Origin of the sequence: Fusicatenibacter sp., assembly GCF_050872605.1 — a bacterium.
Lineage (GTDB): Bacteria > Bacillota > Clostridia > Lachnospirales > Lachnospiraceae > Fusicatenibacter.
This window is the reverse complement of record NZ_JBNMHD010000021.1, coordinates 1-24,369: the sequence shown is the minus strand read 5'-3', so window position 1 is coordinate 24,369 and position 24,369 is coordinate 1. Positions and strand designations below refer to the sequence as shown.

Here is a 24,369-nt window from a genome sequence, read left to right as displayed (position 1 = left end):
TTATTAATCACACACAGTTTTATTTTAAAGCATTCAGGCCCTTTTTTCAATACTCTTTTCTACAACTTTCACGTTTCCGGTACCGAATTTTGCCTGAAGTGACGCCACCAGACGGGCATCTGCCTGCACATTGCGGCTCGGCGGCAGTTTTTTCATCGCTTTGATCGATTTGATGTAGAGAATCACGCTGTCCTTGCCGTCGGATTCATGCAGCATCTGGTACAGATCCGCCACTTCTCTCTCGTACGTTTCCTTGTCCGGGAACTGGATCCAGAGCTCTTTCGGGATGCCTGCAAACGGGAAAATTTTCTCGCAGATCAGCTTGCTCGGCTTATCATCCTCCGCGGAAACACGGCCCTGGATGAAGACACGCGCATCGGTCTGCATCATCGCTGCGTTTTTCTCGTAATCGCGCGGGAATACGACGATTTCCATACTGCCGACGAGGTCCTCGAGTGTGAGAAATGCCATTGTCTTGTTATTCTTTGTATATTTGATTTTTTTATCCGTGATAATGCCGCCGACAATCTCTTTCGCGCCGTCGGTGACGGATGGGAAACCCGTCTCCTCATCCGGCTGGAAGTCTGTCGTTACCGCGGAAATGTTCTTCCGCCAGCACTCCTCCTGCTCCTCGAGCGGATGACCGCTGACGTAGATGCCGAGCACCTCTTTTTCGAGCGCCAAAAGATCACTCTTTTCGTATTCTCCGACATCCGGGTACACCGTTTCATACGACCGTTTGGTCGTCTCATCTACGAAGTCAAACAGACTCATCTGGCCGCTTAACGAATCTTTTTTCTCGCGCGCCACATCATCGAGCACATTGGCGTAGACGAACATGAGCTGCTTTCTCGTCACGCCGAAGCAGTCGAATGCGCCCGCCTTGATAAAGTTCTCGACGGTCCGCTTGTTAACTTCTTTTCCGCTTAAACGCTCTGCGAAATCCTTTAACGAGCGGAACGGGCCGTTTGCACTCCGCTCCTCCACGATCGCCTCCATGACCGGCTTTCCGATGCCTTTGACCGCCGCCATGCCATAGCGGATCGCCTGGCCGTCCACTGTGAATTTTCCTTCGCTTCGGTTGATGTCCGGCGGCAGAATGGAAATGCCCATCTGGCGGGAACTCAAGATATACTCTGCGACTTTTCCCGGGTTATCGATGCAGGAGGTCATCAGAGCCGCCATGAACTCAACCGGGTAATAGTATTTCAGCCATGCCGTCTGGTACGATACGAACGCGTACGCCGCCGCATGGGATTTGTTGAAGGCGTATTTCGCGAAGTCGATCATCTCGTCGTAGATCTTGTTCGCTGTCTTCTCATCAATGCCGTTTTTGATACAGCCCGGCACGCCCTCGGCCTCGTTTCCGTAAACGAAATTCTGGCGCTCTTTTTCCATGACGGATGCCTTTTTCTTCGACATCGCACGGCGCACCAGATCAGCCCGTCCAAGCGAATAGCCCGCCAGTGCCTGTACGATCTGCATAACCTGTTCCTGGTAGACGATACAGCCGTACGTCGGCTCCAGAATCGGTTTTAAGAGCGGTGTATCGTACGTAACGGATTCCGGGTTGTTTTTTCCTTTGATGTACTGCGGAATAAAATCCATCGGGCCCGGCCGGTACAGGGAAATTCCGGCGATGATATCCTCGAGGCTCTGCGGTTTTAACTCCTTCATGAAGTTTTTCATTCCCGCACTCTCAAGCTGGAACACACCGACCGTTTTCGATGCGCCGATCATGCCGAGCACTTTCGGATCGTTGTAATCGATGTGAAGCAGATCAATTTTCTTATTGCTGTAACGCTCTGCGAGCTTTGTCGCATTCTGAATGACGGTCAGGGTCCGAAGCCCTAAGAAGTCCATTTTCAGAAGTCCCAGTTCCTCGAGCGTCGTCATCGTGAACTGCGTGACGATCGTTCCGTCGCTTCCTCGCGAGAGCGGCACAAATTCCACCAGCGGACGCGAGCCGATGACAACACCGGCGGCGTGCATCGACGTGTGGCGCGGCAGACCTTCAAGTCTCCGTGACATGTCGATCAGATGTGCAACCTCTTCATTGCCCTGGTACAGCTCCCGCAGCTCGTGGTTCATCTGCAGTGCCTTGTCGATCGTGATATTCAGCTCATTCGGAATCATCTTCGCAATCGAATCGACCTGTGCATACGGCATATCCAGCACACGGCCGACATCGCGGATGACACCGCGCGCCGCCAGTGTACCGAATGTGACGATCTGTACAACGCGGTCTTTGCCGTATTTTCTCGTTACATAGTCGATGACTTCCGGGCGGCGTTCGAAGCAGAAATCCACGTCGATATCAGGCATGGTAACTCGTTCCGGGTTCAGGAAACGCTCGAACAGGAGCTGGTACCGCATCGGGTCCAGCTGTGTGATGCCAAGGGTGTAGGAAACAATACTTCCGGCCGCCGATCCTCGTCCCGGTCCGACCATGATGTCGTGGTCGCGCGCAAATTTGATGAAATCCCACACGATCAGGAAGTAATCAACGTAACCCATCGTTTTGATCGTATCAAGCTCGTATTTCAGCCGCGCTTTCAGTTCATCCGTCGCCGGGTGATACCGTTCCTCGAGGCCGTCGTAGCAGAGCTTATTTAAGTATTCCCAGGAAGTGTATCCTTCCGGCACATCGAATTTCGGAAGTTTTGTGACACCAAATTCGATCTCCACGTTGCAGCGATCGGCGATTTTCTGTGTATTTTCGATTGCCTGCGGTGCATACGGGAAGAGCGATGCCATCTCCGCCTCGGATTTCACGAAATACTGGCCGCCCTCGTAGCGCATGCGGTCCTCATCCGTGATCTTCTTTCCGGTCTGCAGGCACAGAAGAATATCGTGGGAATCCGCATCTTCTGCGTACGTGTAGTGAATATCATTCGTCGCCACCAGCTCGATGCCGGTTTCTGCCGAGAGGCGCATCAGCTGCTGATTGACCATCCGCTGCTCCGAGATGCCGTGATCCTGCAGTTCCAGGAAGAAATTGCCTTTTCCAAAAATCTTCTCATACCGCAGTGCGGCCTCCTTTCCCATCTCGTACTGGTTCCGCACCATCGCACGCGCCACCTCACCTGCAAGGCAGGCGGAAAGCGCGATAATGCCATCGTGATACTTTTCCAGAATCTCCATGTCGACACGCGGCTTATAGTAAAATCCATCGATAAAGCCCGCCGAAACAATCTTCATCAGATTGGAATAGCCCGTATTATTTTCCGCCAGCAGAACCAGATGGTAGTACCGGTCCTCTCCGCGGCTGGTTTCGCGGTCGAAACGGGAACCCGGCGCCACGTAAACCTCACATCCGAGGATCGGCTTGATGCCCTGCGCGCGGGCTTCTTTATAAAAATCGATACAGCCGAACATGACGCCGTGATCGGTGATCGCGGCGCTGTTCATGCCAAGCTCCTTGACTCTGGCAACGTACTCTTTGATCTTGTTCGATCCGTCCAGAAGGCTGTATTCGGTATGTACATGTAAATGCGTAAAACTCATCGTTTTCTCCTCTATTTTCCAAAGGCATGTTCCGTTGTCTCCAAGATCGTCTGCACCAGGCTGTCCGGCTCGATCGGCTTGGTCAGATGGCTGTTCATGCCCGCTGCGCGGCATCCCTCTTTGCTCTCTTCGGAGGACTGCGCCGTCATCGGGATGATCGGGACTTGTTTTGCTTCTGGAAGCTCCATGGCGCGGATCTGCTGCGCTGCCTCAAGGCCGCCCATCACAGGCATCATCAGATCCATTAAAATCACATCAAATTTCTGCGGATTCGCCGCATACTTTTCAACCGCCTCGCGGCCGTTCCATGTCTCTTCCACCGCCGCACCGTGATCGGTCAGGTAAAACTCGGCGATTTCCATGTTGATCTCATTATCTTCGACAAGCAGAACGTGGAAGCGGACAAGCTCTTTTCCTGCGATCCGTGTCTTTACTTCCTGAATCCGCTGTCCCTCGCAGTCGATGTAAAACGGAAGCCGGAATACATACGTCGTTCCGACGCCCTGCTGGCTTGTTACCTCGATCGTGCCCTGCATTTTTTCGATCAGCTCTTTGACAATCGACATGCCAAGGCCCGTTCCCCTGTACTGCGTTCTCGCACCGGACTTCTCCTGTGTGAACGGATGGAACAGCTCTTTTTCGATAAATTCGCTGCTCATTCCGATGCCGTTGTCCGTGATGCGGAACTCGTAGACGACCTGGGTTCCGTCGCAGGAGACTTCGCCCGCATACGTATCGATCGTTCCGCCCGGCTTGTTGTACTTGATTGCGTTGCTGAAGAGATTCAGCATAATCTGCCGCAGGCGTAGTGGCTGTTTTCAATGATCGACTGTTTCATCTGTTCATAGTATTGGTCGAGCTGTTCTTTTTCATTCCGAGCAGCTTCCTCATTGGAGCGGAACCGCTCAAAGCCCATCAGAAAATGGTGCAGTCCGCCGTCTTAGGCCGCGTCATAGAACAGTATGGTGACTTTTCCTCTGCAGAGCGCTCCGCCTCCGCTGCCCTCCCGATACTCGCACAGAATTTCTACGCTCTCTTCTCCCTTCTGATAGCACTCCTTCAGATGGGTAAGATCCAGCATTCTGCGCATTTCCTTTCTCTTTTCCTCATCCGTGATGCTCTGCACAATATGCTCGGCCGCACCGGTATAGCTGCCGTCCCCGGCAAGGAAAAAGCCCGAAACGGCGCGCAGAATCCGGTACTGATCCTGTCTTGCATTGCAGTAAATGCAGCTGGAAAAATGATATCCCTTTCTCTTTACAACATCCAGCGCTTCCAGGCTGATCTTCCGCTCTGCGGCGGCTTCTTCCATCTTCGCGCGGTTTTTGTCGATATACATGTTCTGGTCCGCATGGCGGAACAGTTCCCGGATATCACAGTCTTCAAATTCCGTGGACAGTGCATAGCCTCCGGCGTAGCTGATCGGCATCTCCGGGTGCTGGCGGGAATATTCTGCCGTCTGCGTGCGGATGTGATTCATGCACGCTTCCACCTCTTCGCGGTTCAGTCCGCGCAAAATGGCAAGAAACTCATCTCCGCCGTTTCTTCCGACGAAATACTCCTCCGGGACTGCTTTTCGAAACTGAACGGCAAAGGAACGGATATATTCGTCTCCCTTATCGTGGCCAAGACTGTTGTTGATCGTGCGCAGATTGTTGAGGTCAAACACGCAGACCGCATACACGCCGGAAATTTCTTCTCCGCCGTCGCTTCCCTCCAGAATCTCTTCGCATTTATTTTTATTCGGCAGGCCCGTCGCCTCATCACAGATTTTGAAAAAGGTCTCACTCTTTTCGATAATCGCGGTGTTCTCATATCCTTTTTCGCGCACCAGCAGAATCTCTGCCTTCAGCTCTTCAAAATACGATGCCAGCTCGGTCATCTTATCCTGAAAATCCCGGTCATCCAGGCACACCAGATCCAGCTCGCTGCTTCCGTTCCGCAGACTGTCGATATAGGCGTCAATGTCTGCAATCATCGTATCCTGCGGTTCTCCCGCATCTTCCAGCTTGATAATCCGCTGCGTTTTTCCGCGTACCAGACCGGCATAATTGACAACGCGGGCCGTTCCCTGTATTTTCTCGACCATCGACATAATGCAGAAAAACAGAATAATCAGAATGATCGTCAAAACCGTCATTGCGGTTTTGGAAATAAAAGATGTTTTTTTCTTACTTTTCTTTTTCTTCATCGCCCTCCATCAGATCCTGTGTCATTTTTTGTCATATAGATCAATTATAAGCGCAATCCTTTCTTCGCGCAACCGCAAACCGGGCGCAGAAAAAATTTCAGAATTTTATCTGCTGTCTGACACAAAAAAACGGACACCGGAGAGGATGCGCTTCCTGTCCAGTGTCCGATTTTTTCTTATTTTGCTTTTTCTGCCGTCCAGATTTTACCGTCGCGGATGACAACCTGTTTTTCTTTCATCAGGTGGCCGACCGCGCGCTTAAATGCTGCTTTGCTGAGGCCGAATTCTCTCTGAATCACTTCCGGTGATGCTTTGTCATCAAACGGAAGGACGCCTGCAAATTCCTCGATCACAGAAAGAACGCTCTCTGCATCGATTGCGATCTGCTCGTACGCTTTTCCGCGTGCGGACAGAGAAAGTTTTCCGTCCTCTTTGACTTCGGTGACGCGGCACTCAAGTTCCTGGCCGACGTGATAATCTGCCTGTGCTTCTCTCTTTGGAATCAGGCCGGAGTAGCGGTCATCAACAGCAACGAAAACGCCGAAGTTTCCGCTGATCTCGTAGATTCTTCCCTTTACGGTATCGCCTACGACGTACGGAGAATTGGTTTTCAGGAAATGGTAAACCTTCATCGTTGCGCAGAGACGGTCGCTCTTGTCGATGTAGAGGGAAACCAGCACTTCATCCCCTGGATGGAGGCGGCGGGTCTGCTGTTTAAACGGAAGAAACAGATCTTTTTCCAGACCCCAGTCCAGAAATGCTCCGATCTTTCCGGTAGCAGCTACGTTTAAGACAGCCAGCTCTCCAAGCACCAGCTTCGGCTCTCTGGTTGTCGCAATCAGACGGTCGCTGGAATCGCGGTACAGAAATACTTCCAGCTCATCTCCCTCTTTTGTTCCTTCCGGCACCTGTTTGATCGGCAGAAGAACGCGTTCCTTCTCGCCTGCTTCCCGGGTCTCCCCAAGATAAATACCGAACTCTACTTTCTTTACTACTACCAGCTTTTGCTTTCTTCCTATATTTAACATTTGACTTCCTTTCTTACTGCTCGTCGAGAGCCTTCATGCTCATCTCCTCGAGCAGGTCGCTCTTGATGTGGTACAGCTTGTCGGACAGATCCACGTAAACCTCATGCGGATTGACCAGACGTTTGGACTCCTCCCAGAGGGTATCTTTCTCTCTGGTGCAGATGTCGCGGATCTCCATGACGGATGGAGAAGTGTAGACGCATGCGCCCTTCTGGAAAATCGGAACGAGGAGCTCGCGTAAGGTGTAGGTTCCGCCTTTGATCTTCGTCTTTTTCCAGGTCTCGATCGGGTCGAAGATGATCATATCTTTGCTCTCGTCGAAGGTCTCGTCTGCGAGGCAGATCAGGTCGGCACGGATCTTTCCGGTTTCTTTATCATAAATACGGTAAATCGTCTTGTTGCCCGGGTTTGTTACTTTCTCGGAGTTCTCGGACAGCTTGATCTTCGGTGTGAATTCTGCGTCATCTTTATCTTTTGCTGCTGCCAGCTTGTAAACGCCGCCGAATGCCGGCCAGTCACCGGATGTGATCAGGTTGGTGCCGACGCCCCAGGAATTGATCTTCGCACCCTGGGTTTTCAGACTGTCGATCAGGTACTCATCGAGGTCGCTGGATGCGGAAATGATGGCATCGCCGAAACCTTCTGCCTCGAGCATCTGATATGCTTTTTTCGACAGGTAAGCCAGGTCACCGCTGTCGATGCGGATGCCGTAGCCCTTCATCGGTAAGCCCTCTGCTCTCATCTCTTTGAAGACGCGGATCGCATTCGGAACACCGGATTCGAGAACATCGTAGGTGTCTACGAGAAGAATGCAGGCTTCCGGATACATTTTCGCATACGTTTTGAATGCGGTGTACTCATCCGGGAAGCTCATGATCCAGCTGTGTGCGTGGGTTCCCTTGACTGGAACGTCAAACATCTGTCCGGTCAGGACATTGGAGGTTCCGATGCAGCCGCCGATCATGGCAGCACGCGCGCCGTAGATACCGGCATCCGGTCCCTGTGCACGGCGGAGTCCAAACTCCATGATGCCGTCGCCCTTTGCCGCGTAAACAACGCGGGATGCTTTCGTCGCGATCAGGCTCTGATGGTTGATCATGTTCAGAATCGCGGTCTCTACAAGCTGTGCTTCCATGATCGGAGCGACAACTTTTAAGAGCGGTTCTCTTGGGAATACGACGGTTCCTTCCGGGATCGCATAGATGTCTCCGGTGAAATGGAAGCCTCTTAAATACTCCAGGAAATCATCGTTGAAAATATGGAGGGAACGGAGATAGTCGATGTCGTCCGGTGAAAAGTGAAGATCGCGGACATACTCGATTACCTGCTCCAGTCCTGCGCATACGGCGTACGCTCCGCCGCATGGATTTTTTCTGTAAAATGCATCAAATACCACGATCTGATCGGACGGATTCTCGTAGTAGCCCTGCATCATGGTAAGTTCATATAAATCGGTTAACAGTGTAAGGTTCTGCGCTCTCATGGCAAATTCCCCTTTCCTCATTGTGTTTATTACGTTCGTATCGTATCTTATTCTTTCCGATTGTACCACAATCATTGAAATTCCACAACTACGTATGGCTGTCCTTTTTCATCGTTCAGCGAGATAAAACAGCCGTTTTCCGTCTCTGCGCGCAGCGGATGCAGGACGTCACCGAGGTGCGCCTGCTGTTTGTATTCGGCGCGCATCCGGTGCACGGTGAAGTTCTTCGGAAGACACTCGCCGGCAAGGGAAATGAACTGTGCGTTGTTGACGTGGTGATTCGTGTCGAGGTTGTGCGGCCGCACCGGGAACGGTTCGCCGATGAAATCTGCTTCCGGCATTTTCACTTTGCGCTCGCCGAAATCTTCGTCGATCGGATCGTCGATGCCGTAGGCGTCTGTCGTCTCTTTCGGTGCGCGGACGGGATGGCCCGTTTCCATATTGACGTAAGACCAGATGGAGTTGGCACAGGCGAGCATTTCGCCGTCTTCTGTTTCCATCGTGAAGTTACGCAAGCCAAGAAATCCTTTGAAGCCGCTCGCCCATGTGGTGATTTTTACCGATTCGCCGAGGGATGGATAGCGGCGCACATGAATCTGCCACGCGGACAGCACCCAGGCGCAGCCTCGTTTTTTGAGCTCCGCAACGCCCTCGCCGATCGCTTCCGACTGGAAGGTACTGCAGTCCTGGAAGTAATTGATCAGCCCCGGCAGGGTGAGATTTCCGTCCTCACCGATTTCGCTGTAGCGGATTCTGCTCGTAAAGGAATACTTCATCGTTTCGTTCCTCCTGCTGTATTTGTTTTTGAGCATCGAAAAAGGTCTCAGGTACGAGACCTGAGACCTTTCAATGAGCTGGGCTACCTGGATTCGAACCAGGAACTGACGGAGTCAGAGTCCGTTGCCTTACCATTTGGCGATAGCCCATTGCCTTGCGACAAGATGTATAATACACTATCGCAAGGGAAAAGTCAACATCTTTTTTGAAATTTTTTTATTTTTTTCAAAAAACTGAAAAACCCGACTATTTAGAGTTGTCATTCAGCCGCTGCTCTGCGGCCACGTAACTCTTGTCGATATTGATGACACACTCGTATTTCTCATCCATTTCCTTCATCAGCGCCCCGATCTGTCCGATCACGCGGTCGCAGTCTTTCTTCTTATAGGAATAGGGAATCTCGAGATCAAAAATCAGTTTTTTGCGTTCCGGTCCGTTGATCATGCGGAAATCGTGGAACGAAAGCTCCGGATCAAGAATCGCGATCACGTTTCTTACCTTCTCTTTCGTCGCCAGAACCGCCGCATCGTGGATCTCCACCGGATCCATGTGGATGACCAGCAGGATTCCCAGCTTCGCGCCGACTTCATGCTCAATACGGTCGATGATATCGTGCGATACCTCAATATCGACATCGCGCGGCACCTCCGCATGGATCGAAGCCATGCTTCTGCCCGGGCCGTAGTTGTGGACGATCAGGTCGTGCGTTCCGACGATGCCGTCGTAGGACGCTACCTCTTTCATGATGCGGTCATACAGATCCGGGTCGGCGCCCTGGCCGATCAGCGGCTCGAGGGTGTCCTTCGCAATCGAAACGCCGGACCACATGACGAGCACGGCGACAACGAGTCCTGCAATTGCATCAATGTTGACGGAAAGGAAATGGCAGATCAGCGTTGAAAGAATCGTTGCACTCGTCGTGATCACATCCCCCATGGAATCTGCGGAGGTTGCCAGCATGACCTTCGACTGGATACGGTTTCCAAGTCTGCGGTTAAAGAATGCCATCCAGAGCTTGACACCGACCGACAGCACCAGGATCAGAAACGGCACCAGCTGGAACGTGATCTCCTCCGGATTGCGGATTTTTTCTAAGGAGCTCTTTAAAAACGTAAAGCCGACTTCGATGACCAGAAACGATACGATCAGCGCCGCGATATACTCGATCCGCCCGTGGCCGAACGGGTGCTCTTTGTCTGCCGGCTTATTTGCCATCTTCACGCCGACAAAACTGATCACAGACGATGCCGCGTCCGAGAGGTTATTGAACGCATCCGCCATGATTGCCAGCGAGTGCATGCCGACACCGATCAGCAGCTTTGCCGTGAACAGCAGAATATTACAGCAGATTCCCACGATACTCGATAAAATACCGTAATTCGTGCGCACATCCGCGTTGTCGGTTTTCTCATAATCTTTTACAAAACGTCTTACCAGAAAATCTGTCATGGTTCCCCCTTCTTTTAAAAAAAGGCCTCCTGCATCGCCGCGGAGCCCTTACGTTTTCTCTGTCTTTTTCTATAGTAGGCAGTGTCGGAAAAAAAGTCAAGCCTAACATATTTTCGTGGTTTCTATTAAAAATTACAGGGGACTCTCCCGGCAGCGTTTGACAATTGAATGAGAGTTTTTTCTTTACCCTCTGCCTTTTCGAGTCCCCTGTAATTATTTTACTTTACTTTGTAAATCTTAGCCATATTCTGCACATACAGCGGATAGAACGTATATCCCGCAAAGTCATTCCGCAGAACAACCTCGCACGCCATATCCTCAATATACAGGTTTGCCGCATCGTCCGTCAGCAGTGTCTCCATCTTCTTATAGAGCTCGATCTGCTCATTTTCGTCCGTGCTTGCCTTTACCTGCTGATACAGTTTATCGTACTCTTCGTTGTTATAGTTGATAAAGTTCTTCGATGATGTCGAAGTAAAACGCTCGAGCAGTGCGCGTCCGGTCAGGTACGCTGCATCGACGCCGACAACCGTTGACTGGAAGTTCCGGTCTGCGTACGTGTCGGACAGCCAGCTGTCCCACTCGACCTGCTGGATTTTTGCGGTCACACCGATTGCCTTAAACTGCTCCACCAGAACCTGCGCGGTATCGATATGCTGCTGATAATTGTTCGGCACTGTGATCGTCAGCTCGAATCCATCCGGGTATCCGGCCTCCGTCAGCAGTTCTTTTGCCTTCTCAATATTCTGCTCATACCGGTCTGCCAGTTCCGGCATATAGTATTTTCCAAATGCCGGGAACATGCTGCTTCCGATGATCGTTCCTTTTCCGTCCGCAATCATATCGAGGACTTCCTGGCGGTCTGCCGCATAGCAGAGCGCCTGGCGGACCTTCACATTATTGAGCGGTTCCACCGCATTGTTCAGATACAGTGCCTGCACCAGGTTCATGCCGCCGTCGTAGATCGTAAAATCCGAATCTCCCTGAAGCTGTGCAAGCTGGGTGGAATTCAGGCGCACATACATATCGAGTGTGCCGGATTTCAGATTCGTTACGACTGCATTGCTGTCTTTGACAATTCGATACGTTACTTTATCGAGATACGCCTGATTGTCCGTATCCCAGTAATCGTCGAATTTTTCAATGATGATGTTTTCCTGCGGGGAGCGTGATACATAGCGGAACGGACCCGTTCCGATCGGATTTGTTTCCAGATCTTCCGCATGCTCAGGTACAATCGCTACCGTCAGATAGGCAAGAAACTCGGTGTCTGCCTCTTTTAAGTAGATATCGATCGTGTTCTCGTCCGGAATTTCTACTTTGTCCACATTGGAAAAGGACTCAATAAAAGGTGTTCCGTCCCCGATAATGCCTGCGCAGCGTTCAATCGAATATTTTACATCCTCTGCAGTGACGGTCGTTCCGTCGTGGAACTTCACGCCGTTCCGGAGTTTGAAGGTGTAGACCTTTCCATCCTCCGAGATCGAATGGCTTTCTGCCACCGCATCGTTCAGATTTCCTTCTTCATCGGGCTTTACAAGGCCCTCGTAAATGTTGAATAGGATTTCTTTCGTTCCTGCCGCTACCATTTTGTGTGGGTCAAGACTATCCTCAATGTCCTGAGAAATTCCTACCGTGATAGAACCGCCCATAACAGGTTCTCCTGTCGGGGCTGATTCCGTTGATACCTGAGAACTTGCGGTATCGGAAGAATCTGCTTTCCCATCCTTGCCATCCTGGCATCCGCCAAGTACAACAGTAAGAGCTGCAACCAAAAGCAGCGCAATGACGCTTCTTCTTTTCTTCATGATTTCTCCTTTTGATACGAGTTCTCTCATTTTGTAATTGTCACGCCTATTTTATCCAACCTTTTCCAAAATGGCAAGTATATTATTGTATACAATTTGTTTTTCCTGAAATTTCCTCCGCCTGCAGTTTTTCCAGAAGTATTTTTTATTTCTCTTTTTCGCACAGAATCGTCCGCATCTGATCTGCGCACTCCGGGTCAAACCGGGTTCCTTTTCGCTCTTCCAGCTTTTTTCCGATCTCCTCCGCCGTCTCGCCCCATCTCGCATGGCGGTCCGCATAATCTGCCACGCTTAAGATTCTGGACAGCATCGGAATCTGTCTGCCGGATCTCCCTTCCAGGTATCCGCTTCCATCGTAATTTTCCCTGTGATACAGCACCGCTTCCGCTACTTCGTCCGCAATCTGAAGTTCACGGATAATTTTATATCCACGGGAAACGTATGTCTGATAGATTTTATACTGCTCCTCTGTCAGGCTTGGTTTCTGTATGACCTCATCCGGCAGTCCAACGGCCCCGACCTCGTGCAGAAGCCCCGCATAATAGGCATTCGTGCACATCGTCTCATCGAATCCCATCCGTCCGGCAATTTCCCGCGAATACAATGCCGTCTGCTCGCAGTGGCGGTCGATCTCCGGGACTTTGGCGCTCAGCGCGCTGTACATGGAGGTAATGACATGCAGCGACATGTCCGCCAGCTTCTTTTTCTCCTCATGGATTCTGTGTTCCAGAACCAATCGGCTTTTTTCTTTTTCCACCCAGTATCTCTGGATCGAAAACATGATAATATACGCAATCCCGACAATGCACAAATATAAATAGGGAAAACGAAGCAGTAAATTTTCATTATAAAGCCCGCGTAACTGTTCCAGCCCGCTTCCTCTGACCTGCACAAAGATAAAAACCGTACAGACCGCATTGAACAGAACACTGGTCCGGATTCCGAGGATGAAAACGGCACCCACAGAAAACAAAATGATATAAAACATGCTGAAATATCCAATATCTCCATCATGGAACAGATGCAGATTTGGTGCGATCAGAAGAAGAAACGTCGCCGTATCCAGCCATGCGTACTCTCTTCCATAGCTTAAGGCACAGTTAATCAAAAGAAGAACAATCATCGACAGAAACATCGGAAGAACGGTTTTCTTTTGTTCCATCGGATAAAAAAGTCCGGCACAGAAATTCAACAGCATAATCAGTACCAGAACATGTTTCATCCACATCGCAATTTTGGGATCTTTGTATTTACAGAATACGATTTCCAGAAATTCTTTCACGCATTTTCTCCTTCCGGAATTTCAATCTTTCCTTCCTCGATCAGGTAAATCACCGTCTCTGCCACCTCCGGGTCGAACTGTGTTCCGCTGCCTTTTTCAAACTCGCTGATGATGTAGTCCCGGCCGCACTGCTTCCGGTAACAGCGGTTGGAATTCATCGCATCCAGCGCGTCCGCAGCGCTGATGATTCTTACGATATACGGCAGATCGTCCAGACGGATTCCCTCCGGGTAACCTTTGCCGTCGTACCGCTCGTGATGGTAGCTTGCGCCGTAGTCCGCCTGCGGCAGGAAGGAAAGCCCGGCGAGAATCTTTCACCCCCACACCGGGTGCGTTTTCATGATCGCGTATTCCTCGTCGTTCAGGCGGTATGTCTTTTTCAGAATCGCATCCGGGATCGCAATTTTTCCAATATCGTGCAGAAGCGCACTGCGGTAAATCTGATCCAGTTCTTTTTCTGTCGGAGCATAACTTTTCAGATTTGCTGCAATCAGCCGCGAATAGTCGGCGACACGCTGGGAATGCTCTCGGGTATACTTATCCTTTTCATCGATCATTCGTCCGATCGCCGCCACCGAGTTTATCATCAGCTTCTGTGCTTCTTCGACCGTCGCACGCACTTCCGCTTCCATCTCATCCTGTTCCCGCTCCTGCTCAATCCGGTATTTTTTGAACAGCAGATCGGTGATAAGCATCAGCAGGAAAAAAGACCAGTAAAACACCGGGTAATAAAAGCGGTAATCCCAGGCGTACGAATGCGCCATCTTTTCACACAGCGGGCTCCAGAACAGAACCGTAATGACACCTCCATAGCCCACACAGCACGGAACGCCGAACGGCAGTCCGACCAGCAGCAGAAGAATCGACGGCGCAATGAAAAACCAAAGATTCTGGAAACCGTCATTTCCGCCGAAATAGATACAGTAAACGCTCGATACCAGCAGAAGAATCGTCACCACCTTGACCGGCAGTTCCACGTTTTTCGCATTCCGGATGTGAAACGCATCCCACACACCAATCACACAGACCACAAGGCAGAAGATATAGATCCCCAGGTTCTTTTTCATGCTGTTGTTAAACAGATTGATCAGAAATACCATCAGGCAGAACCAGAGCAGCACGTTGCTTAAATATCTCGTCTCAATTTCCGTTTTCTTCTCATAATGATACACTTCCCGGATCAGTTCTTTTATTTTCTGCAATGGCTCACCTCTTTTCTTCCTATTTTTCTATTTTATCTTATATTTTGTATTTCGAAAAGTAGTAATTTGCAAAAAAGAAATCCGCCGCCCGGGAATTTTTACACTCCCGGGCGGCGGACTCTTTTGGTTTTGCTGTATTCTTTTAAAGTTTATCCCTCAATGGAGATCGTCTTTTTCTGCTCAACTGCCGGTTTTGCTTCTTTCTTCGGTACGAAGAGTTTCAGCAGACCGTGTTTGAACTCCGCTTTGATATCCTCTTCGGTGACATCCTCGCCTACGTAGAAGCTTCTGCTGCAGGCACCTGCATAACGCTCTCTGCGGATGTAGCGGCCGTTCTCTTTTTCTTTCTCGTCTTTATCGAGGCCTTTCTCAGCGCTGATGGTCAAATAACCATTTTCCAGTGTTGCCTGGACCTCATCTTTTGTGAAGCCCGGAAGATCTACAACCAGCTCGTAGCCATTGTCCATTTCGCGGATATCGGTTTTCATCACATGACTGGCTTTGCGGCCATACAGTTTCTTCTCGGTGTTTTTCATTTCTTTATCGTAATCATAGAACGGGAAATCGTTAAAAAAGTCATCAAATAAGTTTTCTCCAAAAATACTAGGCATCAACATAAGTCATCGCTCCTTTTCTATCTTCGTCCAGTGCTTCCTGCTGCCGGACCATTTGCTGTTTACCTGTTTCTTTGGAACTTGGGTGGAGTCCTGATACCGGAGGTCTTTCTCTTTCTTTCCTCTCTTTGTATCCCTCTTCCTTTGTTCTAGCTGTAATATAACACTTATTATTAGCACTGTCAAGAGGTGAGTGCTAATTATTTTGTGAAGAATTTGTGAAGCCTTGATTTTACGGGCTTCACAGGGATTTTTCACTTGCTTTCGCACTCGATTTTCTTGATTTGACCACATTTTTACGACAAATCTTTGAAAAAATATATTCGTCTGATTTTCTTACCACATTTTACGACAACGGCTTCTGGTTTATACCACAGCAGGTACGGTTTCTGGCAGGTTCATTTTAGACATCTCGTTCTCCACATGAGATTTCTCTGCAATATGATTATAGACATTCATTGTGATCTGTGCATCTGAATGTTCTTCGCTCCGCTACGGTCGGTGCTAAACGGATGTCCACCGGACATCCAGCACCCCATCACATACTGCATAACTTTGGGATTGACGTTGTTCTCACCCAGTCTGGTACATCCCGTATGACGAAGAGTATGCGATGAAATAGGCGGCATCAGCTCCGACTCTCGCTTCTCTTCTTCTGCCAGTTTGCTTTCTTTCTTATTATAAGCATTGACAATATTTTTCAGAAAGCTGTTCACTCCCGCCGGCATGATTGGACGTCCATGCTTTGTATTGAAGATGAATCCACTGCGTCCACCGATCTCAACATTACTCTGCAAACCAAGCATCAGGTTCAGCTCTCTCTGCTTACGGAACGCATCATATACCATCTGTGTCATAGGAATGTCTCTGATTCCTGCATCCGTTTTGGTTTCTGAATCATGGAAACAATATCCTTCATCACCTTCATAATACACAAGCTGTCCACCTACATGAATCTCCCTGTTCTTCATATCCACATCTGACCAGGTTAAGCCGATAGTCTCACTCACTCTCAGGCAAGCTCCAAACATAACCTGCATCATTGGAAGATGAGGCTTATACACATTACTCTGTTCAACAAACTTCAGGAGTTTTTCCTGCTGTTCCAGTGTCAGTGCTTCTTTCTCCTTTGCCGGAGCCCCATAATCTCCAAGTGTTCCAGTTACCGGATTCTTACGGATAATCCCGTCTTCCACTGCCAGTTCAAAACTGGGATTCAATAAACCATAAAGACCTTTGATCGTACTGTGTGCCAGTCCTTCATCTGACAATGAGGAAAAGAACGTCCTTACGTGAGATGTCTTAAAATCCACAACACGAATGTTTCCCAAAGTATTTCGTATACGGTAGTCCCACATACGGATATAATTCTTTTTCGTTCTTTCCTTGATATTCTTTGTTGCCACGTATCGCTCAAACAACGTATTTACAGTCAGCTTCTTGACTGATGCATCTGTAATAAGCAGATCATCCATATCCTTATTGATCTTCTTTTCCATTTCTCGCAGACTCGCCAGATCAGCTGCATAAACCGAATTACGCTTTCCGGTAATTTCATCCTTGTAGCGATACTCATAACGTCCATCCGGACGCTGGTATTCACCTGTTTTTAAATTTCTGCCTTTATTATCTTTTCTTGCCATATCAATCATTCCTTTCACTTCATTTTTCGTTATTCGGAATGATTTTTGTCCTGTCGGTATCAGTCATTTACTGTCTGATACCTGCTCACAGATTAACATAATATTTTATGATTTCCAAGGGTAAATTCCTGCAAAATGCTAATTTTTATTTGCCTTTTTACAGGAATATTTTTCCCTTTTCACTTTTCATTCCGGAGGAAAGTTGTTGTATTTTATCCTCTCATCTTTCATTACACTGCCATTGCATCAATATATTTTTTTATCTTATCCATGTTATAGAGAACACGTCTTCCAACAATCACTCTTGCTTCTGCATAGTCTGCAATTTTCTTTGCAGTTACCTCTCCGCAGGATAACATTGCCATTAATCCTTCTATATCTACCGTCAGAGAAGATCGGACTGACCGATCAGCATAGAATTGTACAATATGAAAAAGGTGTTCGTGTTCCAAAAAAAGATCTGGTTGATAAAATGGCTAAGGCTCTGGATGTTAATCCTTATACCCTCTATGATACCGCTGGACGTGATGCTTCCGAAATGATGGAACTACTTTTCTGGCTGGATGAATTTAATTCATCTGCCCTGCATCTGTTTCTTCCTCGGAAATTTCCTGGTGAAAAATGCAATGAAGTAGCAGACACTTCCGTTTACTACCATGACAATGATAACTGGCCTGCCCATGCTCCTGTCTGTATGTGGTTTGATTATGGGGTTTTGAATGATTTTCTGAAAGAATGGGTGGTTCGGATGGATGAACTGAAATCCGGTGAGATTACCAGAGATGAGTATTTTGAATGGAAAATCAACTGGCCGCAGACTTGTGATGGATGTGGAAAATATGAGCCTAAGAAACAGTGGAGAAAATAGCTCAAAAAAAGGTTGTCAAATCAATGGCAACCTTTTTGTAATTTGTTTCAATTAATTTATTTTATCCCGCATACTCTGGATTTGCTACCCTCACCTTATCTCCAAACTCTTTCTTCAAATCCATAAATGCCTTTTCTACTTCATCCGGCACATCCACATGTATGATATATCCCTTTCCTTCCGGACCATATCCATCTTCGTTATCCGATAATCGTTGCACATCTCCCAGAAGAAGTGTCAGATACCGGTCAATATCCCACATTCCCCAGATCTCTTTTTCATAGGTGAGCTCACCGTTTCTGACCACAACCTCTGCATCATAAACCGCATAATTGATCACCTGGATGCCCGGCATATATTTCTTCACACTGGCCTCCATCCTGTGCTGCATCGTTGCATCCTGCGAGAGAATCATCGTCCGGCAGGCAATCCCCTCTTCTTCGATCAGCTCTTTCAAAAAAGTGATATTATTTCCACAGTTTGTCGACTTCCTTTCCAGATAATCTGCATGAAGGCCGTACCTTTTCTCCAGATACTGTTCAAACACATCCGACTCCGGAAGCCCATTCGTTTCAATCTCCGGAAATGCATGGTGCATTTTCTGGCGGAGTGCTTCTGTTGTATGTCCGGCACCGCCTACAATAATATACTTTTTCGCAATCTCATTTCTAATTGCTTCGGCAAGTACATCCCCGCCGCACAGGATGCTTCCTCCAAAAAGTACCATCACATCTGCCTGTGAAAATCCATATTTTGCTTCAAGTGCTTCTTTGGAAAGCTCGTGGATATCCCGCTTTCCAAGAAAGGTGCCAAGAATATTCATTTTTTCGGCAATTTCTTCTTTTTTCATTTTAGCTCACTTTCTCATTTTGATGCAGCAAAGCCCTCTCTTCTAATTGCTTTTACCTGATTTATTTTTCCCGTTATCCAATAACTATCTGTTCAAATCAAGTACTACAGGTACTGATCTATATCCCACGCCCATTCTGTCGATTCCCATATCGATCAGCTGAAGGAAATGTTCTCTTGTACGAATGCATCCGCTTCCTTTTACTTTACATTTGTCTCCTACTTCTTCCATCATGATCCTGATAACCTCCGGTGTTGCCCCGTGTGCTTCAAATCCGGTCAGGAAGCCTGTGCTTGTCTTTACAAAGTCTGCTCCTGCTTCAATACAACAATGGCAGGTCTTTCTGATCTGTTCTTCATTCAGTGCGTCGGTTTCGAAGATAACCTTGATCTCTCTTCCATATTTATGTGCGGCTTCCACACATTTCTTCAGATCTTCTGTCACTTTATCATACTGTCCGCCTCGGATCCATCCAAAGTTTGCTACAATATCCACTTCTTTTACTGTATCGTATTTTGCTACAATTTCGATCTGTTTTACTTTTGATTCTGTTGAACTTGTTCCAAATGGGAAATCGCATACCGGACAAAGCATCGTGTCGCTTCCCTTTACATATGGTTCACACAGGTCCATATAACCAGGATTAATACAAATGGTGGCACATCCCAATTTCACTCCGTCCTTTGTAAGTTCTACAATCTGTTCTTCTGTAAATTCCGGTTTCAATACCGAATAATCGATGTAAGATGCAAGTTCCTTTAATGTCATTTCGTTTGCTTTTTTTGTCAGTTTTTTCATGATTCTGCCTCCGTTTTTATTTGTTACATATGTATGATACATTTAATATATATCATCCTTTTATTTTATTGTCAACACTTTCATATTATTTGTTTTAGTTATCCTTTTTTCTTCTTATATTTTGCAGGCCTCTCTTCTACATTTGCTTGATTTCTGATTTTTAGTATGCTATGATAAGCTTATTATGTAACAAATGTATGTAACATTTATTATTCTATATTTGTTTAATAATACGATACGAGGAAAAATGACTATGAATGAAAAATATCTCAGAGAAACCTTCCATTTCTCCAGTGATACAGGCATCCCCTATTATATGCAGCTTGCATCTTATTTTAAAATCCAGATACAGGCAGAGGTATTAAGACCGGGAGATCCCATGATCGCGGAAAATGAATTATGTGCAGTTTTAGGTGTCAGCCGTACAACTGTCCGACAAGCACTCAACTGTCTGGTAGATGAAGGTCTGATTGTAAGACATCGTGGAAAAGGATCTTTCGTTGCAGATAAGAAGTTCACCAGACCAATTAATCATCTGTATAATTTTACAGAAAACATGAAAAGCCTGGGCTATATGCCAACTTCTGAAGTTCTTACAAAAGAAGTAACTGATAAAATCCCGGATAAAATTGCAAATGCGCTTCGCTTTCCTGCCGGACAGCAAAAAGCCTTTCATCTGGTTCGTATACGATGTGCAGACAAAGAGCCTCTTCTAGTCGAAGATACTTATATTCCTTACTATCTCTGTGAAGGAATTGAAAAATACGATTTCAGCAACGGTTCGCTCTATAATATTCTGAGTAATGAATATCATCTGGAGCTTTATCACGCAAACGAGTCCATCGAAGCAATCGTTATAAATAAAAAAAATGCAGCTCTTTTGAACTGCAAACCTGGGATCGCCGGTTATAAAATCAGCAGACTGTCCAATCTGCAATCCGGGTTTATTTATGAATACACAACATCTATCACCCGTGCCGACCGCTGTGTATTCCAACTGGATCTGTATAATAATACAAACGGAAATAAAAATAATATGAATTTCCAGAGACAGCTGAATGTCTGATCTGAAATGTAAAACTTTTCACCCATTATATATGCCCCTCGTTTCATCTGGGTTATTGAAACCAGATCGAAACGAAGGGCGAGTCTTCTCATTTCTTTTCTCTGGCAGTGCCAAAGCAATCAATTACTCCTTATCATCTGCCACCAGTATTTTTACAATTTCTCCAATATAGACTTCATGGAAATCCCTGTCCGGATAATTAAAATCTATCAGTTCTTTATCAACATATCCAGTTTCCAGAAGTGGTGCCTGATACAACCTGCGGCAAATAAACACCAGATCTGCTTCCGCAAAATAAGTAGTTCCATCTGAAAACACAGGTGTTAAACCAGTGGCTTTGCTCTTATCCTCATTTCTTCCTGAATGGCTGCCCAGATATCCCAATACTTTTTTATATTCGGGAGCGAAATGGGATAATGTGAAATATTCTTCCTTATCCATATATTTTTTGGTATATCGGCCAGGACGCACATAGCAGACAGCGGTTGGAAGGCAGTTACGATGATTTCCACGTTCCCATATAGAACCAAGATGTCCCCATGCTACGGTCATCATATTAAAGCCATCTTTTTCTGTTCCGACAGTTAACGCCATCCAGTCTTTTCCAAACAGAGTATACGGATTTACCTGTAATTCATTGATACTATAGCAATCCCCGAAAATAATACAAAAAAGGCAGTGCTGCAGAGCATCATGAACAGCCTGCCCGGTTTCCTGGTTTCTGACTGCTGCTACGATGGTCGTTTACTATTTTTACAAAACCAGACACGCTCTTTCCTGAATCTTTCCAGAATAAACAGCCCCTGCTCCCGGAAAATTCCAGAAGCAGGGGCTGGCTGTTGATTTTCAAAACAATTAGTAATTCTCTTCTCTCACCTCAAAGTAGCTCTGCGGATGTGCGCATACCGGGCATACTTCCGGGGCTTTGGTTCCGACTACGATGTGGCCGCAGTTCCGGCATTCCCATACCTTTACTTCGCTCTTTTCAAATACCTGTGCTGTCTCGATGTTTTTCAGCAGTGCGCGGTATCTCTCCTCGTGATGTTTCTCGATCTCGCCGACTGCGCGGAATTTTGCAGCCAGTTCCGGGAAGCCTTCTTCCTCGGCTGTTTTTGCAAAGCCTTCGTACATATCGGTCCACTCGTAGTTTTCACCTTCTGCGGCTGCCGCCAGGTTTGCCTTGGTGTCGCCGATGCCTGCGAGCTCTTTGAACCACATTTTTGCATGCTCTTTCTCATTGTCTGCTGTTTTCAGGAATAGAGCTGCCATCTGCTCATAGCCTTCTTTTTTCGCTACAGATGCAAAATACGTATATTTGTTTCTCGCCTGTGATTCACCGGAAAATGCTTCGTGTAAGTTTTTCTCTGTCTGTGTTCCCGCGTATTTGTTTGCTGCCATTTTGATTTCCTCCGTTTTCTCTGTTTTTTCTATTGTCACTGTTTTTACAACTTTCTCAAAATCCGACGCCGGGTGCTTGCACAGAGGACATACAAAGTCTTCCGGCAGCTCCTCGCCTACATACTCATAACCGCAGATCGTACAGCGCCATACCGTCTGCCCGCTCTCCGTTTTTCCAACCGCCTGCGGCTTCGGTTTGATGTTTTCCAGGTAATACGCATACGTTACCGACGGCGCATCACTCAAAACTTCCATGTCTGTAATCTCACCGATAAACATCGTATGGGATCCCAGATCTTCCGTCTTTTTCACCTTCACGGAGATATAAGCATTTGTTCCTTCCGTGATGTAATAAATCCCATTCGCTCCACGGGCGCATGCGTCAAAGTTTTCAAACTTATTGACATCCCGTCCCGACTGAAATCCGAACTGTCTGAACAGATCAAATTTCGCATTCTGGCTCAGAACCGACACGGTAAACTCGCCGGTCCGCAGTACCATATCGTGTGTGTAATTCAGCTTATTTACACAGATACTCAGCTGGTTCGGCTCCGATGCTGCCTGAATAGCGGTGTTGATGATGCATCCGTTGTCTTTTTCCGCTTCTTTTGCCGTCAGCACGAACAGACCGTAGCTCAGTTTGTACATCGCTTTTTTATCCATCCTCATTCCTCCGTTTCTTTTGCTCTGCACACCGGGCAGATTCCCTTGAAGAAAATATCGTAGTTCAAAAACTGCATGCCATGTGTATCATGGATTCTCTCATTCAGATCGGTCACTTCATCCATATCGACATCGAAAACTTCTCCGCACCGGATGCACTCTACATGGTAATGATTTTTCAGCGTAAAGTCGAACCGGTCCGGTCCGTCCGGGACTTCTACTTTCCGGATCGCTCCCTCTTCTGCCAGAATGCCGAGGTTGCGGTACACCGTTCCCTTTCCTATGGTAGGATGATCTTTTTTGATAAATTCATACACTTCTTCCGCCGTCAGATGGCGTTTCAGCCCCTGCACTGTCTTTAGAACCAGGTCTTTTTGAATCGTATTTCTGCGTTCCATGGCGCTCTCCTTATTAGGATCTTTTCTTAATTAGGATTATATATTGTTTTTTAGTCTTCTGTCAAGATACAAATCACAAAAATCCTCCATTGAAAACGCCCTTCTTTGGTGATACAATGTGTTACAATGCTTATCAAAAGTTGCGTAATCTGGGGGACATTTCTATATACAAGGAGAATTTTATCTATGTTTCAGGTTTTTGTTGATTCAGCGGCAAATCTGCCTGCTGTTACCGCGAAAAAATACGATATCCATGTCGTTTCTTTCGTCAATCTTGTGAATGGAAAAGAGCTGGTCTGCTTCGACCCGGATCTGTCACCGGAAGAGGAGCTTGCCAAAGGAAAAGAATATTACAGCACCATGCGTACCGGCTGTGAAATCAAGACCGGACTGATCAGCACTGCAAATTTTGCGGATGCGTTCCGCACCGCGCTTGAGGCAGATCAGGATGTCATCTATCTTTCCTTAAGCAAAAACATCAGTGGAACTTATAACTCCGCAAGACTTGCTGCCGAGGAGCTTCTTGAGGAGTACGGCGGAAAACGTAAAATCCGCCTCGTCGATTCCCTGAATGCCTCTCTTGCGCAGGGCATCCTCGCCATCTATGCCAGCGAAATGCGCGATCGGGGCATGAATGTAGACGAAACGGCAGATCTTCTGGAAACCTACGTCGGCAAAATGAACGGCATTTTCACCGTCGGCGATCTGAAATATCTTTCCCGCACCGGAAGGATTAAGGGAAGTGTCGCTGTGGTCGGAAATATGCTGAAAATCAAACCGATTCTGCGTGGAAGTGAAGATGGCTATATCGTTTCTTATAAAAATGTCCGCGGGCGCAAGGCCGTTTTAAATGAACTGATCCGTCTTTTCTGCGAAACAATCGAAGACCCGGAAAACCAGATCGTCGGAATCGCACATGCAGACGCCTATGAGGAATCTCTTTATATGATGGAAGAAATCCAGAAAAGAGTGAAGGTGCGTGAATTTATCAATACTTCCTACGATTACTGCACCGGCAGCCACGTCGGACCGGATACGATCGCACTGTTTTATCTGGCGAAAGATCGCGAACTGCTGTAAAAAATTCCCAAAAATTCAATCATAAAAAATGCGTGTCTGAAAGTTTTCTGCTCTCAAACACGCATTTTTTGTTTCTCTGACTTATTTCAGTTTCCCATACTCCTCATCCGATACCGACTCGCACCACGACAAACGCATGAGTAAATAAATTGTGAACACGCCCCTTTTTTGATAAAATAAAAGAAAAAGGGGCGTTGTTTATGCAGGAATTATTAGAGTGGATGGAATACATTGAAGACACCCGTCAGCAGACAAAGGTTCGTC

General features: G+C 47.4%; 20 protein-coding genes, 1 tRNA gene and 3 pseudogenes. 3 read left to right on the top strand and 21 right to left on the bottom strand.

Annotation, left to right across the window (positions count from 1 at the left end):
* Window positions 1–33: 33 nt before the first annotated feature.
* The 15 genes and pseudogenes from ACY2VT_RS07960 to ACY2VT_RS07890 all read right to left on the bottom strand — a co-directional run bounded on the left by ACY2VT_RS07960 (window position 34) and on the right by ACY2VT_RS07890 (window position 17,349).
* Window positions 34–3,507 (bottom strand): DNA polymerase III subunit alpha, encoded by a 3,474-nt coding sequence (locus tag ACY2VT_RS07960; RefSeq protein ID WP_461879501.1) that lies wholly within the window; start codon window positions 3,505–3,507, stop codon window positions 34–36.
* Window positions 3,508–3,518: 11 nt separating this feature from the next.
* The gene (locus ACY2VT_RS07955) at window positions 3,519–4,298 is read right to left on the bottom strand and encodes a response regulator (protein WP_461879500.1); all 780 of its coding nucleotides are present in this window, start codon (window positions 4,296–4,298) and stop codon (window positions 3,519–3,521) included.
* Complete coding sequence (locus ACY2VT_RS07950) at window positions 4,292–4,423, bottom strand: hypothetical protein (RefSeq protein ID WP_461879499.1); 132 nt, start codon at window positions 4,421–4,423, stop codon at window positions 4,292–4,294. Before ACY2VT_RS07950 ends, ACY2VT_RS07955 begins: the two co-directional genes overlap by 7 nt.
* Window positions 4,424–4,447: 24 nt before the next feature.
* Entirely contained in the window at window positions 4,448–5,698 is a 1,251-nt protein-coding gene (locus ACY2VT_RS07945) for a GGDEF domain-containing protein (protein WP_461879498.1), read from the bottom strand.
* 176 nt (window positions 5,699–5,874) lie between these two features.
* The gene (locus ACY2VT_RS07940) at window positions 5,875–6,726 is read right to left on the bottom strand and encodes a CvfB family protein (RefSeq protein WP_055218974.1); all 852 of its coding nucleotides are present in this window, start codon (window positions 6,724–6,726) and stop codon (window positions 5,875–5,877) included.
* Window positions 6,727–6,739: 13 nt separating this feature from the next.
* On the bottom strand, window positions 6,740–8,209 hold the full coding sequence (locus ACY2VT_RS07935) for a nicotinate phosphoribosyltransferase (RefSeq protein ID WP_119221388.1): 1,470 nt from the start codon (window positions 8,207–8,209) through the stop codon (window positions 6,740–6,742).
* Between the two features lie 71 nt (window positions 8,210–8,280).
* On the bottom strand, window positions 8,281–8,985 hold the full coding sequence (locus ACY2VT_RS07930) for an acyl-[acyl-carrier-protein] thioesterase (RefSeq protein ID WP_461879497.1): 705 nt from the start codon (window positions 8,983–8,985) through the stop codon (window positions 8,281–8,283).
* A 78-nt stretch (window positions 8,986–9,063) separates the two neighbouring features.
* Window positions 9,064–9,135 (bottom strand) — tRNA-Gln (locus ACY2VT_RS07925).
* A gap of 97 nt (window positions 9,136–9,232) precedes the next feature.
* Window positions 9,233–10,435 carry a cation diffusion facilitator family transporter gene (locus ACY2VT_RS07920; RefSeq protein ID WP_461879496.1) on the bottom strand — a complete coding sequence of 401 codons (1,203 nt, stop codon included), beginning with the start codon at window positions 10,433–10,435 and terminating at the stop codon, window positions 9,233–9,235.
* A gap of 218 nt (window positions 10,436–10,653) precedes the next feature.
* On the bottom strand, window positions 10,654–12,243 hold the full coding sequence (locus ACY2VT_RS07915; RefSeq protein ID WP_461879495.1) for an ABC transporter substrate-binding protein: 1,590 nt from the start codon (window positions 12,241–12,243) through the stop codon (window positions 10,654–10,656).
* A 145-nt stretch (window positions 12,244–12,388) separates the two neighbouring features.
* Entirely contained in the window at window positions 12,389–13,525 is a 1,137-nt protein-coding gene (locus ACY2VT_RS07910) for an HD-GYP domain-containing protein (protein WP_461879494.1), read from the bottom strand.
* A pseudogene (locus ACY2VT_RS07905) lies at window positions 13,522–14,592 on the bottom strand (HD-GYP domain-containing protein). The gene ACY2VT_RS07910 and the pseudogene ACY2VT_RS07905 overlap by 4 nt, the downstream one beginning before the upstream one ends.
* 284 nt (window positions 14,593–14,876) lie before the next feature.
* Complete coding sequence (locus ACY2VT_RS07900; protein ID WP_461879493.1) at window positions 14,877–15,344, bottom strand: Hsp20/alpha crystallin family protein; 468 nt, start codon at window positions 15,342–15,344, stop codon at window positions 14,877–14,879.
* 363 nt (window positions 15,345–15,707) lie between these two features.
* A pseudogene (locus ACY2VT_RS07895) lies at window positions 15,708–16,984 on the bottom strand (tyrosine-type recombinase/integrase).
* A 230-nt stretch (window positions 16,985–17,214) separates the two neighbouring features.
* Entirely contained in the window at window positions 17,215–17,349 is a 135-nt protein-coding gene (locus ACY2VT_RS07890; protein ID WP_461879492.1) for a hypothetical protein, read from the bottom strand.
* Between ACY2VT_RS07890 and ACY2VT_RS07885 the strand changes: the two genes are divergently transcribed.
* Window positions 17,343–17,852, top strand: a complete 510-nt coding sequence (locus tag ACY2VT_RS07885; protein ID WP_461879491.1) for a helix-turn-helix domain-containing protein — start codon at window positions 17,343–17,345, stop codon at window positions 17,850–17,852. The genes ACY2VT_RS07890 and ACY2VT_RS07885 overlap by 7 nt on opposite strands.
* A gap of 61 nt (window positions 17,853–17,913) precedes the next feature.
* Here the strand turns inward: ACY2VT_RS07885 and ACY2VT_RS07880 are convergent, their stop codons facing one another.
* Together ACY2VT_RS07880 and deoC are read right to left on the bottom strand one after the other, a co-directional pair.
* Entirely contained in the window at window positions 17,914–18,702 is a 789-nt protein-coding gene (locus ACY2VT_RS07880; RefSeq protein WP_461879490.1) for an ElyC/SanA/YdcF family protein, read from the bottom strand.
* A gap of 84 nt (window positions 18,703–18,786) precedes the next feature.
* A complete protein-coding gene (gene deoC / locus ACY2VT_RS07875; RefSeq protein WP_461879489.1) occupies window positions 18,787–19,500 on the bottom strand; it encodes a deoxyribose-phosphate aldolase in 714 nt (237 codons plus the stop codon).
* Window positions 19,501–19,753: 253 nt separating this feature from the next.
* Here deoC and ACY2VT_RS07870 point away from each other — a divergent pair, with 253 nt between their 5' ends.
* Entirely contained in the window at window positions 19,754–20,566 is an 813-nt protein-coding gene (locus ACY2VT_RS07870) for a GntR family transcriptional regulator (RefSeq protein ID WP_461879488.1), read from the top strand.
* A 123-nt stretch (window positions 20,567–20,689) separates the two neighbouring features.
* Here the strand turns inward: ACY2VT_RS07870 and ACY2VT_RS07865 are convergent, their stop codons facing one another.
* The 4 genes and pseudogenes from ACY2VT_RS07865 to ACY2VT_RS07850 all read right to left on the bottom strand — a co-directional run bounded on the left by ACY2VT_RS07865 (window position 20,690) and on the right by ACY2VT_RS07850 (window position 23,025).
* The gene (locus ACY2VT_RS07865; protein WP_461879487.1) at window positions 20,690–21,160 is read right to left on the bottom strand and encodes a flavin reductase; all 471 of its coding nucleotides are present in this window, start codon (window positions 21,158–21,160) and stop codon (window positions 20,690–20,692) included.
* 261 nt (window positions 21,161–21,421) lie between these two features.
* A complete protein-coding gene (rbr, locus tag ACY2VT_RS07860) occupies window positions 21,422–21,964 on the bottom strand; it encodes a rubrerythrin (protein ID WP_461877932.1) in 543 nt (180 codons plus the stop codon).
* 42 nt (window positions 21,965–22,006) lie between these two features.
* Window positions 22,007–22,627, bottom strand: a pseudogene (locus ACY2VT_RS07855) (flavin reductase); the annotation flags it as partial.
* A 2-nt stretch (window positions 22,628–22,629) separates the two neighbouring features.
* A complete protein-coding gene (locus tag ACY2VT_RS07850; RefSeq protein ID WP_461877904.1) occupies window positions 22,630–23,025 on the bottom strand; it encodes a Fur family transcriptional regulator in 396 nt (131 codons plus the stop codon).
* Window positions 23,026–23,211: 186 nt separating this feature from the next.
* On the opposite strand from ACY2VT_RS07850, the gene ACY2VT_RS07845 reads away from it, so the two are divergent.
* On the top strand, window positions 23,212–24,105 hold the full coding sequence (locus ACY2VT_RS07845; protein ID WP_461879486.1) for a DegV family protein: 894 nt from the start codon (window positions 23,212–23,214) through the stop codon (window positions 24,103–24,105).
* The last annotated feature ends 264 nt before the right edge of the window (window positions 24,106–24,369 follow it).

Bases quoted from the DNA above. Each gene is read 5' to 3' on its own strand.
- ACY2VT_RS07845 (WP_461879486.1), top strand. From the start codon at position 23,212: ATGTTTCAGGTTTTTGTTGATTCAGCGGCAAATCTGCCTGCTGTTACC.
- ACY2VT_RS07950 (WP_461879499.1), bottom strand. From the start codon at position 4,423: ATGGGCTTTGAGCGGTTCCGCTCCAATGAGGAAGCTGCTCGGAATGAA.
- ACY2VT_RS07955 (WP_461879500.1), bottom strand. From the start codon at position 4,298: ATGCTGAATCTCTTCAGCAACGCAATCAAGTACAACAAGCCGGGCGGA.
- ACY2VT_RS07935 (WP_119221388.1), bottom strand. From the start codon at position 8,209: ATGAGAGCGCAGAACCTTACACTGTTAACCGATTTATATGAACTTACC.
- ACY2VT_RS07880 (WP_461879490.1), bottom strand. From the start codon at position 18,702: ATGAAAAAAGAAGAAATTGCCGAAAAAATGAATATTCTTGGCACCTTT.
- ACY2VT_RS07865 (WP_461879487.1), bottom strand. From the start codon at position 21,160: ATGGCGTTAACTGTCGGAACAGAAAAAGATGGCTTTAATATGATGACC.
- ACY2VT_RS07850 (WP_461877904.1), bottom strand. From the start codon at position 23,025: ATGGAACGCAGAAATACGATTCAAAAAGACCTGGTTCTAAAGACAGTG.
- ACY2VT_RS07890 (WP_461879492.1), bottom strand. From the start codon at position 17,349: ATGGCAATGTTATCCTGCGGAGAGGTAACTGCAAAGAAAATTGCAGAC.
- deoC (WP_461879489.1), bottom strand. From the start codon at position 19,500: ATGAAAAAACTGACAAAAAAAGCAAACGAAATGACATTAAAGGAACTT.
- ACY2VT_RS07940 (WP_055218974.1), bottom strand. From the start codon at position 6,726: ATGTTAAATATAGGAAGAAAGCAAAAGCTGGTAGTAGTAAAGAAAGTA.
- ACY2VT_RS07900 (WP_461879493.1), bottom strand. From the start codon at position 15,344: ATGTTGATGCCTAGTATTTTTGGAGAAAACTTATTTGATGACTTTTTT.
- ACY2VT_RS07945 (WP_461879498.1), bottom strand. From the start codon at position 5,698: ATGAAGAAAAAGAAAAGTAAGAAAAAAACATCTTTTATTTCCAAAACC.
- ACY2VT_RS07915 (WP_461879495.1), bottom strand. From the start codon at position 12,243: ATGAAGAAAAGAAGAAGCGTCATTGCGCTGCTTTTGGTTGCAGCTCTT.
- ACY2VT_RS07930 (WP_461879497.1), bottom strand. From the start codon at position 8,985: ATGAAGTATTCCTTTACGAGCAGAATCCGCTACAGCGAAATCGGTGAG.
- ACY2VT_RS07960 (WP_461879501.1), bottom strand. From the start codon at position 3,507: ATGAGTTTTACGCATTTACATGTACATACCGAATACAGCCTTCTGGAC.
- rbr (WP_461877932.1), bottom strand. From the start codon at position 21,964: ATGGCAGCAAACAAATACGCGGGAACACAGACAGAGAAAAACTTACAC.
- ACY2VT_RS07920 (WP_461879496.1), bottom strand. From the start codon at position 10,435: ATGACAGATTTTCTGGTAAGACGTTTTGTAAAAGATTATGAGAAAACC.
- ACY2VT_RS07870 (WP_461879488.1), top strand. From the start codon at position 19,754: ATGAATGAAAAATATCTCAGAGAAACCTTCCATTTCTCCAGTGATACA.